This window comes from Kerstersia gyiorum, assembly GCF_048595715.1.
In the GTDB taxonomy this organism is placed as follows: domain Bacteria; phylum Pseudomonadota; class Gammaproteobacteria; order Burkholderiales; family Burkholderiaceae_B; genus Kerstersia; species Kerstersia gyiorum.
Window position 1 is genome coordinate 1,030,652 of sequence record NZ_CP169556.1, and the last position, 14,036, is coordinate 1,044,687.

The window sequence follows — 14,036 nt, forward strand, 5'->3', positions numbered from 1 at the left end:
CATGATGGAACATGAAATTTCATGCTGGCCGCTGGCCCTGTCGGTTTCGCAGGGCGCACCGAGCCTGGACGACTTGCGTGGCTATTCGGCCGCCTGGAACGCGTGGCTGGATCGCCAGCAACGCTTTGCGACATTGCGCGTGCTGCTCGACAGCGCCGCGCATGTTCATCCGCCAGGCGGGGCCAGGGAACGCAAAGACTGGCTGGCGGCCAATGGCGCACGGCTGCGGGCGCAAGTCATCGGGATGGCGACGGTCTCGCACCGGCGGACGTCGTGGCACAGATGAATCGGGTCAAGACGGAACGTCTGTTCGGCGTTCCGGCGCAAGCCTTCGACAGCCTGGATGTGGCGCTGGCATGGTTGTTGCCCCTGCTGGAACAGGCGATTCCCGGCCACGATGGCGCGGCAGTGCGGCAGCGGGTGCAGGCATGGCAACAGTGCGTCGGCATGCCGGCGGCTGGCGCCCGATAAGGAAAAAACATGCAAAACGCCTCTGCAGCAACCCGTGCGGCCACAGCCGTCGGGAAACCCGGCGAATCATTGCTGGCTGCTGGCCTGTTGTGGGCCGGATTCATCCTGGTGTCGCTCAATTTGCGGCTGATCTTCGCAACGGTAGGCCCCTTGCTGAAAAACCTGGAGCTGGGGGTGGCTTCCACCTTGCTCGTCACCACCTTGCCGCTGGCCTTGCTGGGCCTGTTTTCGATTCCAGGCGTGCGCCTGCGGCAATGGCTGGGCGAAGAGCGCTCATTGTTCCTGGCGCTGGCGCTGCTGGTTGCCGGGTGCGGCCTGCGCTGGTTTGGCGCAAGCGCGCTGATCGCGGGCACGGTCCTGGGCAGCGCCGGTATTGCCGTGATGAACGTCATCATGCCTGCGCTGGCGCGCAAGCGCTTCGGGCCTCAGCGCATGGGCCTGGTGATGGGGATCTATGCATTGATGCTGGGTGTTGGGGCCGTCCTGGGCGCCAGCGGTTCGTTTCCGCTGTTTCAGTGGATGGGGGGCGATACGGCCGCCGCCTATCATTCGCTGGGCCTATGGGCGATTCCCGCCATGCTGGCGATGCTGGTCTGGCTGCCGCAGCTCAAGCACGGCGCGGCCGCGCCCGCTGGCCCGGCGGGCCACGGCGAGACGCCCAGGGTGCAGGTCTACCGCAGCCGCATGGCCTGGTCCATTACCCTGTTCTTCGGCCTGCAAGCCCTCAATTTGTACGTATTCCTGCCCTGGATGCCGACGATTCTCACCGATCGCGGCATGGCGCAGGCCGGGGCCGCAGGTATTTTCTCGGCATCGCAGCTGAGCCTGATGGCAGGCAGCTTTATCACGCCGCTGCTGGCATCGCGCCGGGCTGATCAGCGCCCGTGGATTGCCGCGACGGTGTTGACCTGCCTGGCGGGCACCCTGGGCCTGATGTATGCCCCGCTGGGTTCAGCCTGGCTGTGGGCGCTGTTGTTGGGCTTCGGCCAGGGGGCGGGGCCTTCGCTGGGGGCCTTCCTGTTCGTGGCCAAGGCTTCGAGCATAGAGGTTGCCACTCGGCTTTCCGCGATGGCGCAGACCGTGGGCTACCTGATCGCCGTGGCGGGGCCGTTGCTGGTGGGGGCGATTTACTACCGCACCGGCGACTGGAACCTGCCCATCCTGCTGCTGGCCGGCATTCTGGTCATCGAATTGATTGTTTCCCTGCCGGCCGGCCGGAATGTCAGGATATGAGTGCGTCCGCGCGTGAATCACGGTCTTGTGCGTGGCGCCCGGCATGCCAGTTTTTCGCGCTTTGCTGGGCCTGCCACATCCTGGCATAGCGGCCAGGCCGGGCCAGCAATTCGGCATGGCGGCCTTGCTCTACGATCTCGCCAGCGTCGATCACAAGGATCTGGTCGGCGCCGGCGATAGTGGAAAGACGGTGGGCGATCACGATTACCGTGCGTTCGCGTACCAGGGCATCAATGGCGGATTGGACGGCTACTTCGCTTTCCGTATCCAGCGCGGCGGTCGGCTCGTCCAGAATGACGATGGGAGCGTTCTTCAGCATGGCGCGGGCGATGCTGATGCGCTGGCGTTCTCCGCCGGACAGCCTGCCACCGATGTCGCCCACGCAGGTGTCATAGCCTGAGGGCAGGCGGCAGATGAAATCGTGGCAATGCGCGGCCCGCGCCGCAGCTTCCACCTCGGCGGTCGTTGCCTCGGGACGGGCCATGCGGATATTGGCCAGGATGGTGTCGTCGAACAGGTAAACGTCCTGGAATACCACGGAAATCAGTGAGTTCAGCTGTTCCGGGGCGATGGCGCGAATATCCACCCCGCCGATCAGGATGCGCCCGGCCTGTGGATCGGCATGCCGCATCAGCAGGCGTGTCACGGTTGTCTTGCCGCTGCCGGAAGGGCCGACCAGCGCAGTCAGGCTGCGGGCTGCAATCCTGGCGTCCAGGTGGCGCAGGCACGGCGTACTTGCTGCGGCATAAGAAAATTCCACGGCTTCGAATGCCACATCGAAGGTCTGCGGCATTTGCACCGGTTGTTGCTGCGGCAGTGGCGCCAGAGACAGCAGTGCGTTGATTTTCCCCAGTGCGGCCTCGATCAGGTCCAGTATCTTGGCGTACAGCACAAAGGTGGCCAAGGGTTCCCCGAAACGAACGGCCACGACCATCAGGGCTGCCAGGATGGCAATGTTCAGCGTGCCCTGGGCGGCCAGCAGCGTGCCGACGAACACCACGAGCAGCACGGCCAGCTCCATGACGGTGGTCAGGATCAGGTTGGGCTTCGCCCCTTTTTTATGGCCGATGGTTTGCACCGTTTCCAGATGACGGAAGCTGTCCTGCAGAGTCTCGGCGCGCGCGCCGGCGCAACAGGCTGCCCGCAGTATGGGCAGGCCCTGGAGATATTCCAGTATGTCGCTGCTGGTGCGTTCGTTGGCGTCCGCGAGCAGGCGCATGCCACGGCCGAAAGCAGGGCGACGCCAGCGGTAGAGCGGGACCAGCAAAGGAAACACCAGCAGCAGGACCAGGCCCATGCGCCAGTCGAACCAGAGGGCGGCGAGGGCAACCACGGCGGGCGTGATCAAGGCGCTGGCCATCATATTGGCGATGGTCAGGACGTAGCTCAGGGTTTCGTCCACGTTGCCCAGCAAGGCTGCGTTGACGCCGCCAGTACGCTTGTCCTGCAGCAATTCAAGCGGAATGCGGCGCAACTGTGCGCCCAGCTCCGTGCGCAGTTCGTGCGTATTGCATACCATGTCGCCGTCGTAGTCGAAGCCTTGCGCATGCCAGCGGATGGCGCTGCTGGCCAACAGCAGGATTGTCATGGCCAGCAGCCAGGGCAAGGCGGCCTGCCAGTCCGGCACAGGGATCAGTGCCTGGAAAGCCGGCATCAGACAGGCCAGTGCCAGGCCTTGCATGGCGGCGGCCACGCCCAACCCGATCAGGCTGGCCCGCAGCCGGGGGGCACGGCTGCGGGCATTGCGCAGCAATAGTTGCCAGGTCTCGCGCAGCGAGGTAATGCGTGGGCCGGAGGCCGGTTTTTTCATGCCAGTGTTCCTGTCAGCGACCAGTTCTGGGCGGCTTCGTAGCCGCGCCATAGCCTGGCGTATACCCCTGCCTGCTGCAACAGGGTTTCGTGCCGCCCGCTTTCGGCCAGGCGGCCTTGGTCGAAAACCAATATCTGGTCTGCATCGCGGATGGTCGATAGCCTGTGCGCGATCATCAACACGGTTTTTCCCCGCATCAGGTGGGAGAGCGCAGTCACCAGGGCGGCTTCGTTTTCAGGGTCGGCAAAGGCAGTGGCTTCGTCCAGGATGAGGATTGGCCGGTTTTGCAGAATGGCCCGGGCAATGGTGATGCGTTGGCGCTGTCCGCCGGACAGAAAGACGCCACGCTCCCCTGCGGGGGTGTCATAGCCCTGCGGCAGCGCCATGATGAAATCATGAGCCTGTGCGGCCTGGGCTGCCTGCATCACGGCCTGGAGCGTGGCGCCAGGCATGCCCAGCCGGATATTGTTGGCAATCGTGTCGGCGAACAGGAAGGTATCCTGGAAAACGAAGGCCAGCTGTTGCATCAAGGTGTCTGGCGGTATGTCCCGGACGTCCACGCCGCCCACACGGATACAGCCTGAACTCACGTCCCAGAAACGTGGAATCAACCTCGCCACCGTGGTTTTGCCAGCACCGGATGGCCCGACCAGCGCCGTGATGCTGCCTTGCGGCACGTGGAAGCTCACATTCTGCAGGACCAACGGGCCATCCGGCGCATAGCGGAAATTCACGCGTTCGAAGCGCACGCTGGCATCTGCCGGCATCCTGGCCCGTTTGGCATCAGGTGCCGGCAGTGCGGGTTCGGCCATGACTTCGTGAATACGGTGGATGCTCATCTGCGTCTTGGCAACCAAGTGCTTGAGCGACATCAGCGGCAACAGGGATTCGGCCATGCCGGTGCCGACCAGCAAGGCTGCCAGCCAGGTGGAAGTGGCCTGTACATCCTGGCTGAGCAGCCAGGCGCCCAGCCAGACCAGGACAGCGAGGGTAGGGAGCGGGTTCAGGATGGCGACGGACAGGCGCGATGAAACCCCGGCCATGCGGTACCACTGCTGCACGACGTCCCGGAACCGGTCCAGCGCCTGCTGGTAGCGCTGAAAGGTGGTGGCGCCGGTGTCGAAAGTGCGTACCACTGGCATGGCCTGCACATATTCCACCACTGCCTTGCTCACGTTCTCGCTGGCATGGTGATAGCGCGACATCATTTCCATACTGCCGCGCATGGCCAGAGATACGACCGCCATTCCCAGCAGCAGCACGGCTGCGGCTGCCAGTGCGAGGCGCCAATCCAGCCAACAGAGCAGGATGAAGGTCAGGACGGGCGAGACATATGCCCTGGCATAGAGCGGTGTGCTGTCAGCCACGAAAACATGCAATGCCTTGACGTCATCCATCAATACCTTGGCCAACGCCCCGGAGCCCGTTTGCTGCAGATAGCCCAGCGGCACGCGGGCCAGATGCGCCGAAAGCGCAGTGCGCAAATGGGTTTCGAGGCGAAACGCGGCCAGATGTGATTGATTGAAGCCGCTCAGCCGCAGCAGATAGGCCAGCACCGTCAGGCAGCTAGCCAGCAGCAATGGCTGCCAGGGCCACTGGCCGGGCTGCGTGAGCAGTCCATGCACGGCCCAGGCTAGTGCGCACAGCGCGCCCAGCGCTGCCGAAGCAGCCAGCCCTGCCAGAATCATCGCGGCTCGGATCTGGCTGCCGACCGGCCGCATGATGCTCCATGCGCTGGGGGAGGCGGGACGGGAATCAGCAGCCATGGGAGTGCAATTCCGGATCCAGGCCATCCAGGGACGGAGCCTGGCTTCTGATCACGATCACCGCAATGACTGCAGACGTTGCGGCCAGCCCGAAAAAGACCGGGTAGCCCAAGTGCTGCGCCAGCCACCCGCCCGCCATTCCGCCGGCAACAGCCAGCAGCGCATCGGCACTTTGGAATAGGGTGAAATCCACGCCTGCCTGTAGCGGTGATGCCAGCCCCATCAAGGCGGAATACAAGGCGACCCAGACAAAGCCCAGGACGGCGAATACCAGCCCGACCAATACCATCAGGACTGTCAGCGAGGCGGACGGTGCAGCCAGCGCCAGGGCAGCCAGCACGCAGGCTTTCAACGCGACGGCAATCCATACGGCCCGCCATCCGGGGACCAGCCGTACCAGCAGCCCGCCCAGGCAGGCGCCAGAGAGCCCGGCGAAGATATGCAGCGAACCGAAAAGCCAGCCCAGTTGTTCCAGGCTCAGTCCGCGATCCAGCAGGAAGGGGCCGAACATGCCCAGCGTCAGGCGCACTCCCACGCTGGCCAGTAGCATCAGGAGCAGGCCGGTACGGATTTCCGGGCGGCGCAGCGCATGCAGCAGCCCGGGGCGGTGCACCTGCGCCAGTTCGCGTTCGCGCGGCGGTTCACGCAACAGCAGCATGGGGATGCTGAGCAACAGTGTTGCCAGGCCTGCGGCCATCAGGGCCCAGGGCCAGCCGGCCTTGCCGGCGACCAGCAGAAATCCGCCAGCGCCCAGCATGGCGCCGATATAGCTGCCGCCGACCTGGGCCACGTTGCCCCAGCCACGTTGCTGGGCTGCCAATTGTTCCACGGTGAATCCGTCACTGGCGACATCGGTGGTGGCGGCTACCAGCGCGGCGAGCAGCAAGCCGCAGAGAATCCATCCGGCATGAGCGGATAGCGAGAAAAAGCCAGCCAAGGCCGCCAGCCCCAGCAGGAACAGAATGGCGGATATCAGCCACTGACCCGTCAGGATCAGTGTACGTGAGCGTCGTTCCAGCCGATGGGCGGGCAGCCGCCAGCGTTCCACGGCGGGCGCCCAGATGAATCGCAAGCCCCAGGGAATCCAGAGCAGGGCGGTCAGGCCCGCAACTTGCAGCGATGCCCCGGCATCACGCAGCAGCGACGGCAGAGCCTGCGTCGTCAGTGCGGTGATGATGGTCTGGCTGATATAAATGCCTGCGATGGCTGGCAGAACTTGTCGTGCGCTCAGGCGCGACGGAACAACATAGGATTTCGACATGCGGAGTGGTCCGTAGCCTGCGGGAGGCGGATGTTCTGCCGCATTGCGGAAAGCGCTGCATTGCAATGCGGGTCAATCACAATGGACAATTTCTATCTACAGGATTTGTGGATAGAATAGATAAGAGTGATATCCAACATCATTACGTTTGCAGGGAAGTTGCGCTAACGGTTTACGGAAAAAATTTGATTTTTTCAGGAAGAAATTATGTCGGGGAGCGCAGGTCCATCCGCCCAACAGGCCCTTGATCCCGGAAAAATGTCGGAAGAAAGCCTGAACCGTGTGCATGAGGATTGGCGGCATGCCGTTCACATGTATCAGCCCTGCGAAGGCCTGTGCATCAGCTGCATCAACGGGCGGCCGGGCAATAAATGGTCGTTCGAGGCAGAAGGGCCTTCTGCATTCAGTGTGAATATCCTGTTGCAGGGGCGCATGCAGGCGGCGTTCGACGACGGCGGCGTGCTCGATGCCCGGGCCGGATCTGCGATCATGATGGCAACCGGCCAGTATGCGAAGGGCTGGGATGTGCTCGACAGCGAATCCGAAGGCGCGTTCCGCATGGTCAGCATCCACATTCCCCAGACGGCCATGACCAGCCTGACCGGATTGCAGATGGACGACCTGAAACAGCGCATCTGCACGACCTCGGGCGACCAGTCGCATCTGGACGCTTTTCTTGGCGTCATGCCTGCCTCCAGCAGTTTGCAGCGTCTGGCGGGCGAGCTGCTGGGTTTTGAAAGCATCTATCCGGGCAGCTGCATTTCGCGTGATCTCTATCTGCGTGCCAAGGCCTTTGAAGCGGTTGCCTGCTTCCTGAGGGAAAACCTGGCCCAGCAACGGGCCAGCCTGCCTGTGCCGGCAGACCGGCCGCGGCTGCTGGATGCGAGGGCCTTGCTGGAACGAAGCTACGACCAGGAATGGAGCGTGCAAACGCTGGCGCGTGCGGTCGGGCTCAACGAAAAACGCCTGCAATCGGGCTTTCAGGCCCTGTATGGCTGCTCGGTACACAGCTGCCTGACGCGCATACGGCTGGATGCCGCCGTGGCGCTCTTGCAGCGCGGTGTCAGCGTGACGGAAACGGCAGTCAGTTGCGGATTTTCAAACCTCAGTCATTTCAGCCGGATATTCAGGAACCATACCGGCGTTTCACCCAAGCAATGCGCCCTGGGCATGCAGGCCAGGCGGCAATAGCGGGCAATGGCGGGAAATTGCTGGCAATTGCGGACAATTCTTGGCATTTTCTGGCGCTTGCGGGCCAGCACACTCAACACCGGCCATGGCCGGTGTTTTCAATTTTTCAATTCGATATTGCAACGCCTGGCGAGACATGAATGCCATTGCCTCACAGGTGCTCGCCGGTATTTTGTGGCGCAACAAATATTCTCGAATAGTCAAATTTTTCCCGTAAACCGTTAGCAGCCAGCACATATTTTCGTGATCATAGGCCTTGGCTGGCAGAGGGTAGTGAGCCCAGCGTGCGGCCCTGTCCATAAGGCGCCAGGCCTCAACACTGCGTCTGCGCCAGCACAACCGGGGCAAGATGCCATCAAGAGCACAGCCTGAGCGATGGGCGATCATCGGTAAATATGTAAATGCCTATCATTACTTATATCGTTTATTTTTATTCATCAAATGAAATTTCCTAGAGACAAGGCAGTGAGCCACACGGAACTGCTTGCCGTTGCCGGGCAGCGGCGCCGCAAGCTTGCGCCGTTTCAAGCAGGAACGGCGGTACCGGTGCGCCCGCGGCAATTGAGCCTGGCCATCGTACTGGTCCTGGCCGGTCAGGCAGTGCTGGCCCAGGAAGTGCAAGAGCGCCTGCCATCCGGGGATCAGGATGCCCAATCTGCCCAGATGCCTGCGGATGCCGGACATGCCCAGGTGCTGGACGCGGTAGAGATCATAGGCACGGCGGAAGAAAACAAGACGATTGGCAATACGGCGGGGGCCAGCAAAGAGGATATCGAGCGGCGCGGTGCCAGCCACATGAGCGACCTGATTGACCAGATATCAGGGACGTCGGTCAACAGTTTGTATGCCAGGCCGGAAGTGTCTGTAGGGGTGCAGGGGATTGCGGGGCATGGGCGTGTTTCTCAGTCGCTTGAAGGTATTACACAGAACTTCCATGCCTTTACCAAAGATATTGGCCAGACCGGCTCGATTTTCGTTGATCCTCAGTTTTTGAAATCCATTGACGTTACCAGAGGTGTGAATGCCAGCACTGGTAGCTTGGGAAGCTTAGGCGGCTCTGTTGATTTCAAATACCTCGACCTAGACGACATATTGCTTCCTGGCAGAAGTTTTGGCGGGATGGTTCGCGGTTCTACCGGGTTCAGTAAATACAAGAATGGACAAAAGCCGTCTGGCTCATTCTTTCTGGGCGGAAGAAGTGAGCGCTGGGATGTGATGGTAGGCGCGGCTGACAGTGAAAATGATGCCTATAAGATAGGTAGTCATTTTGATGATGGCGATATGCTGAAGTATTTTCATGCAAGAAACCTTAATTTTTACGACAACATAAATAATCCAGAGCTCAATTGGGGGGGAGGGTGCCGCTATCAGGTTCGCGGAGTCAGTAGCGGAAGTAGAGATGGAATGGAAAACTGCCAGCTCTCTCCTGAACGCCTGAATCAACTCAAGCAGGCAGCAAAGTCTGGTGCTTTGGAAGGTACAGAAAAGAAAGCCGAATCACAGATGCTGCGTCTGCGCCATTATTTTAATGATGATTATCAGCAAAGCCTGGAGATGTTTGCGGCAAACAGTCGCGCAAAATATCAGACTGATCAGCAGCCTCAGATTATCATCCCGGAAGGTTGGGGGACTGCAGAGCCTGCATATTGGGCAAAAAATCCTTGGTTTATTGCTACCGAGATGAAAAGCCAGGTTATCAGCCTGAAATACAAGGCAGTCGTTTCGGATTTAATTAATCCTGAAATAATGCTATACCACGAGCAACAAAAACGAGATCAACAGTGGAAAGGTGTCAGGGGTACTGGTGCCGTTGGTCAGGATATGCACTACTTTGTAGATAACAGTTCCAATGGGCTCAAGCTGAGTAATGCCAGTCATTTCCAAGCATCGCTTGTCGGCCCATTGCGCCTGGATTCTTCATTCGAGTTTCGACGTACTCATAAAGATGTCGATAGTTTCAGCGAAGCCGACTGGTTGGAGGAAGACAAAAAGAACCGTGGCTTACCCTATACCCTTGCGCAGGAATGGGATCCCAGTTCAAAAAACAAATCTTCAGGTTTTGCGCTGAATTTGAGTACTGAAGGGGATGGGCCATGGCAGGCCAGTGCTGGTGCTGGTTGGCAGCGAGTGACAATGGATGTGGACTCTCCCAGATTTAGGACTGGAAATATTGCAAAAGAGGGAATAGTTCCTAATACTACAACACTCTTAAATGCTTATCGCAGTCAAGGCTACTCTTTTGGAGAAGCCCGACGCATGGCGAATGCGGAAAGTACAAGAATATTCAATGAGATGAAGTTGGATCCTGATAGCGACAATGGGAATAATCGCTTTAATTTGGATGATAAAAAACATGGTTTTAATTTGAGGCAAGCCAATTTCAACTTGCAATATACACAACCAGGGACGGGTTTGATGGCATATGGCTCTATTGGTTACAGTGAACGAGCGCCGACAAGCAATGAAATGTATACATCTGGCCCCTGGTTGAAGCAACTGTTTGTCGCCAATCCTCATCTGAAAAAAGAAAAAAATCTTTCCTTGCAATTGGGAGTTAACTATCATAAAGAAAGATGGTTGACGACCTCAGATGAATTTAATGTGGGTCTTGGGTATTATCGGAATCGCATACGCAATTACATTGGCTACGGCCCGATATGGATGGAAAACGATGCAGTTATGAATGGCAAAAGCTCTGTTGGGGGTGCTGTTGCTAACGTCAATAATGAGGCGGCAGTCGTTCGTCATGGCTTTGAACTGAACCTTGCCTATAAACAGCCGTTGTTTTATGTGGGTGGTAATTTGACTCTTCCACTTCGGCATAACAATAAAATGTGTAATTCGCTCCTGCCGAGCGGGAACGCTTATTACGTCACCTATGATGCAGAGGGAAATGCTGTTTTCTCACAGGTAGGGAGCCAAGGGCCGAGTTCATGTTACTCAGGCTGGAACTGGATGGAAACCAGCTTAATCGAGCCTATTCGAGGAAGTCTCACAGCAGCCCTGACGCCTTACAACGGGAAAATGGAAATAGGCAGCACCTTGCATTTCCGAGGAAAACAACGTGCGTCTTATTACTACATCAAGGATGCTCAAGACCCCAGCAACAACTCATTAGGGCCATTGCCCAATGGAGATGGCTGGATAGATGCCTATCTTTGGCCGAAAACTATCAAATTTGATCTGTTCTTTAACTACCGATTTAACGATCAACTGAAAGCAGGAATTTACATTGCCAATCTAACTGATGAGTTTGATGGTACGCCGACCTCTTTGGGATACAACTTTTATCCAGGCCGCACCGTTACAGCTAACTTGGAGTACAGATTTTAAGTTTTTCGCTGTTTCGGCCATCCGGGTCGGAAAAAATTTTGCCGGAGTTGCGACCGGCTTGTGAAACAGGAGAGACATCATGTCTTTGAAAACTGCAATCGACGACTGGCGTGATAGCTACGATGAAACCATCATCGACACGCAACATGATCCGGCCTATATCGGTTCGGTGAAGGCCACGAACGGCAATATCTACGAAGGTATTGCAATTTACCAAACCGGCAACAAGATCTACGACTTCAACGTGTACGCCGGGCAAGGCGTAGATCATGTCAATGCCATCAACGGTGGTGGCAAGTTCGTGGTGGAATCGACTGGCGGCTTTTCGTGGGATACGGCAGTTGCAACGCCACCTTCGACCCCTGGCGGCTACGATGGTACCTACAATTTCGTGACATCTGGTTCACTGAATAAGTTGTCGCTCGGCTACACCCCCTCGGGTGACAACAATCCCTCTCCGGATGCTGCCACACTGACTGCGTTCAATACCAGCTATCCGCTGTTGGTAGTCAACGGTTTCAATATCGCCGTGGACTACGCCGCCACGTTGTTTGGCTCGGGATACAACGGCAACACGGCTATCAGCGTGTCGGCAACGGCCTCCGATGGCACCGTGCTTTCCAGCATCCTGGCTAACGCCAGCCTGTATGAGAACGCAACGCTGAACTCTGCCGTGCTGTACAGCCTGGCGTTCGACAACACCGGTGTTCAAGCCTTCGAGTGGGTGCTGGATAAGTACCTGGAGTCCAAGGGTTCGGATATCACCGACTCGTGGGCAGACATCCAAACTGCACTGTCTGGCACTGGCGTGTCGATCAGCTACTACGACTACGCTCCCAGCAGCGCTGTTGCAGCTGATGCATATGCCGTTGCTGCTGCCGAAGTCGAAAGCGACCTCCTGCTGGCCGCGTAAGCAGCCATTCCAGAAATGCAAGAGGTTTGACCGGAAAAGTGCTGGTGATTTTCTAGCGGGAAGATCCACCACTTGACCGGGTAGTACCGGGGCCTGGCGCTTTGCGGCCAGGTTCCGGGTTCCGGAAGCCGTTGATTCTAGCGGTTTACGGAAGCCCCTGCAAAAACACTTTGCAGGCAGATTTCGGCTTTCCCCTTGCCAGTGGGGAGGGGGATTTTTTTCCGTAAAAAAGGCTGGGGATGTAATGACGGCGGATAAATCCCGGCCGGCAGGGAGTGCGCGTGGTGAATTGGCCCGTGCCCTGCTGACCTATAAAAGCAGTTTTGTGCACATCGGCGTGTTTTCCGGCGTTATCAATATCCTGATGCTGGCCCCCGCCCTGTACATGCTGCAAGTGTATGACCGGGTGCTGACGTCCGGTAATGAGATGACCTTGCTGATGCTGACGGTCATCTTGCTGGGCATGTACGCATTCATGGGTGCGCTGGAGTGGGTGCGTTCGGTGGTGGTGCTGCGCCTGGGTACGGGCTTTGACCGCCAGCTGGCGCCACGTGTCTATGACGCGGCCTTTAGTGCCAACCTCAGGACGGGCAAGCTCAACGCAGCGCAGCCGCTGGAGGATTTGCAGCAGCTGCGCCAGTTCGCCACCGGCCAATCGCTGTTCGCGCTGTTCGATGCGCCGTGGTTCCCGGTGTATGTGCTGGTGATGTTTTATTTCCACCCCGCACTGGGCTGGTTTGCCCTGGGCGGCACGGTGCTGCTGATGTGCGTGGCCTGGATCAATGAGCGTGTCAGTCGCCCGCATTTGCAGAGAGCCGGGGAACTGGCCATTGCGTCGCGCCGCGATGCCGGCGCAAATTTACGTAACGCCGAGGCCATAGCCGGCATGGGCATGCTGGCAAACCTGCGCCGCCGCTGGGCCGGACAGCATCTGGGCTATGTGCGCGAGCAAAACCTGGCCAGTGCCCGCATGGCGAAGATACAGGGCTGGAACAAGTCATTGCGCATGGCGGTGCAATCCCTGGCGCTGGGCCTGGGGGCGTGGCTGGTGCTGGAACACCAGATGACGGCAGGCATGATGATCGCAGGTTCCATCCTGCTGGGCAGGGCCCTGGCACCCATAGACCAGATTATCGGCGCGTCGCGCCAGTGGACGCAGGTGAAGGAGGCCGAACGGCGTTTGAGCCGTTTGCTGGAGGATTTTCCGCCGCTGGCAAAAGGCATGGATTTTCCCAGGCCGGCTGGCAATCTGGCGGTCGAGCAGCTGCTGGCTGCTCCCCCTAGCCAGACCCAGGCGGTGCTGCATGGCATTCACTTCAAGCTGGCAGCGGGAGAGACACTGGTCGTGATCGGCCCATCAGGCTCGGGCAAGACGACGCTGGCGCGTTGCCTGGTCAATGCCTGGCTACCTTTGCGCGGCAAAGTCAGGCTGGATGGTGCCCCGTTGGACCAATGGCGGCCGGAAGCCCTGGGGGCGCTGATCGGCTACCTGCCGCAGGATGTCCAGTTGTTCGCGGGGACAGTGGCAGAGAACATCGCCCGGTTTGCGGCCAGTGAGGCTGGCCGGGTGGATGAACAACAGGTCATTGCCGCTGCGCAGATGGCTGGCGTGCATGAATTGATTCTGCAACTGCCCGACGGCTACCAGACGCAACTGGGAGAAAACGGCATGGGCTTGTCGGGCGGCCAGCGCCAGCGGGTGGGGCTGGCCCGCGCCCTGTATGGCGAACCCTGCCTCGTGGTTCTCGACGAGCCGAATGCCAACCTGGATGAGGCGGGTGATGCGATGTTGGCTGAGGCCATCGCCCGCATCAAGCGGGCCGGCATCACCCTCGTATTGATTACGCATAAACCCAACATCCTCAAGCTGGCCGACAAACTGCTGGTACTGCACGCCGGCGCCCAGGCCGACTTCGGCCCGCTGGCCGAGGTGATGCAGCGCATGCAGCGTGGCGCGCCGCCCAGGGCGCCTGCCAGCATGCCACAGCCTCGGGCCATGCCCATTCCCACCTACGGGGCGGCGATGAACTATGCACAACGCAAGGAAGGAGCATGAGC

Annotated in this window: 10 protein-coding genes; 7 read left to right on the plus strand and 3 right to left on the minus strand. The window is 59.2% G+C overall.

The window, feature by feature from the left end; translation table 11 throughout:
* Position 1 precedes the first annotated feature (1 nt).
* Genes ACEW7X_RS04515 through ACEW7X_RS04525 form a run of 3 tightly spaced genes read left to right on the plus strand, consistent with a single transcriptional unit; the run spans position 2 to position 1,704 of the window.
* Positions 2-286: a hypothetical protein gene (locus ACEW7X_RS04515; RefSeq protein WP_420177666.1), complete on the plus strand. Its 285-nt coding sequence runs from the start codon at positions 2-4 to the stop codon at positions 284-286.
* Positions 274-471: a hypothetical protein gene (locus ACEW7X_RS04520; protein WP_420177667.1), complete on the plus strand. Its 198-nt coding sequence runs from the start codon at positions 274-276 to the stop codon at positions 469-471. The genes ACEW7X_RS04515 and ACEW7X_RS04520 overlap by 13 nt, the downstream gene beginning before the upstream one ends.
* Before the next feature lie 9 nt (positions 472-480).
* A complete protein-coding gene (locus ACEW7X_RS04525; protein WP_420177668.1) occupies positions 481-1,704 on the plus strand; it encodes an MFS transporter in 1,224 nt (407 codons plus the stop codon).
* Here ACEW7X_RS04525 and ACEW7X_RS04530 read toward each other — a convergent pair.
* The 3 genes from ACEW7X_RS04530 to ACEW7X_RS04540 are packed head-to-tail and all read right to left on the minus strand — an operon-like array spanning position 1,694 to position 6,541.
* Positions 1,694-3,514: an ABC transporter ATP-binding protein gene (locus tag ACEW7X_RS04530; RefSeq protein ID WP_420177669.1), complete on the minus strand. Its 1,821-nt coding sequence runs from the start codon at positions 3,512-3,514 to the stop codon at positions 1,694-1,696. The two genes, ACEW7X_RS04525 and ACEW7X_RS04530, sit on opposite strands and share 11 nt — an antisense overlap.
* A complete protein-coding gene (locus ACEW7X_RS04535; protein ID WP_420177670.1) occupies positions 3,511-5,280 on the minus strand; it encodes an ABC transporter ATP-binding protein in 1,770 nt (589 codons plus the stop codon). The genes ACEW7X_RS04530 and ACEW7X_RS04535 overlap by 4 nt, the downstream gene beginning before the upstream one ends.
* A complete protein-coding gene (locus ACEW7X_RS04540) occupies positions 5,270-6,541 on the minus strand; it encodes an MFS transporter (RefSeq protein WP_420177671.1) in 1,272 nt (423 codons plus the stop codon). The genes ACEW7X_RS04535 and ACEW7X_RS04540 overlap by 11 nt, the downstream gene beginning before the upstream one ends.
* 258 nt (positions 6,542-6,799) lie before the next feature.
* Between ACEW7X_RS04540 and ACEW7X_RS04545 the strand changes: the two genes are divergently transcribed.
* From ACEW7X_RS04545 to ACEW7X_RS04560, 4 genes are all read left to right on the plus strand, one after another.
* Positions 6,800-7,732 carry a helix-turn-helix domain-containing protein gene (locus ACEW7X_RS04545; protein ID WP_068372012.1) on the plus strand — a complete coding sequence of 311 codons (933 nt, stop codon included), beginning with the start codon at positions 6,800-6,802 and terminating at the stop codon, positions 7,730-7,732.
* Positions 7,733-8,197: 465 nt separating this feature from the next.
* Positions 8,198-11,065 (plus strand): TonB-dependent receptor domain-containing protein, encoded by a 2,868-nt coding sequence (locus tag ACEW7X_RS04550; protein WP_420177672.1) that lies wholly within the window; start codon positions 8,198-8,200, stop codon positions 11,063-11,065.
* Between the two features lie 79 nt (positions 11,066-11,144).
* Complete coding sequence (locus ACEW7X_RS04555) at positions 11,145-11,978, plus strand: hypothetical protein (RefSeq protein ID WP_130487206.1); 834 nt, start codon at positions 11,145-11,147, stop codon at positions 11,976-11,978.
* 244 nt (positions 11,979-12,222) lie between these two features.
* On the plus strand, positions 12,223-14,034 hold the full coding sequence (locus ACEW7X_RS04560; protein WP_420177673.1) for a type I secretion system permease/ATPase: 1,812 nt from the start codon (positions 12,223-12,225) through the stop codon (positions 14,032-14,034).
* Positions 14,035-14,036 lie beyond the last annotated feature (2 nt).

What these genes read in the sequence shown, in the direction of transcription:
- ACEW7X_RS04560 (WP_420177673.1), top strand. Translation starts at nt 12,223, where the DNA reads ATGACGGCGGATAAATCCCGGCCGGCAGGGAGTGCGCGTGGTGAATTG.
- ACEW7X_RS04540 (WP_420177671.1), bottom strand. Translation starts at nt 6,541, where the DNA reads ATGTCGAAATCCTATGTTGTTCCGTCGCGCCTGAGCGCACGACAAGTT.
- ACEW7X_RS04525 (WP_420177668.1), top strand. Translation starts at nt 481, where the DNA reads ATGCAAAACGCCTCTGCAGCAACCCGTGCGGCCACAGCCGTCGGGAAA.
- ACEW7X_RS04555 (WP_130487206.1), top strand. Translation starts at nt 11,145, where the DNA reads ATGTCTTTGAAAACTGCAATCGACGACTGGCGTGATAGCTACGATGAA.
- ACEW7X_RS04545 (WP_068372012.1), top strand. Translation starts at nt 6,800, where the DNA reads ATGTCGGAAGAAAGCCTGAACCGTGTGCATGAGGATTGGCGGCATGCC.
- ACEW7X_RS04530 (WP_420177669.1), bottom strand. Translation starts at nt 3,514, where the DNA reads ATGAAAAAACCGGCCTCCGGCCCACGCATTACCTCGCTGCGCGAGACC.
- ACEW7X_RS04515 (WP_420177666.1), top strand. Translation starts at nt 2, where the DNA reads ATGATGGAACATGAAATTTCATGCTGGCCGCTGGCCCTGTCGGTTTCG.
- ACEW7X_RS04535 (WP_420177670.1), bottom strand. Translation starts at nt 5,280, where the DNA reads ATGGCTGCTGATTCCCGTCCCGCCTCCCCCAGCGCATGGAGCATCATG.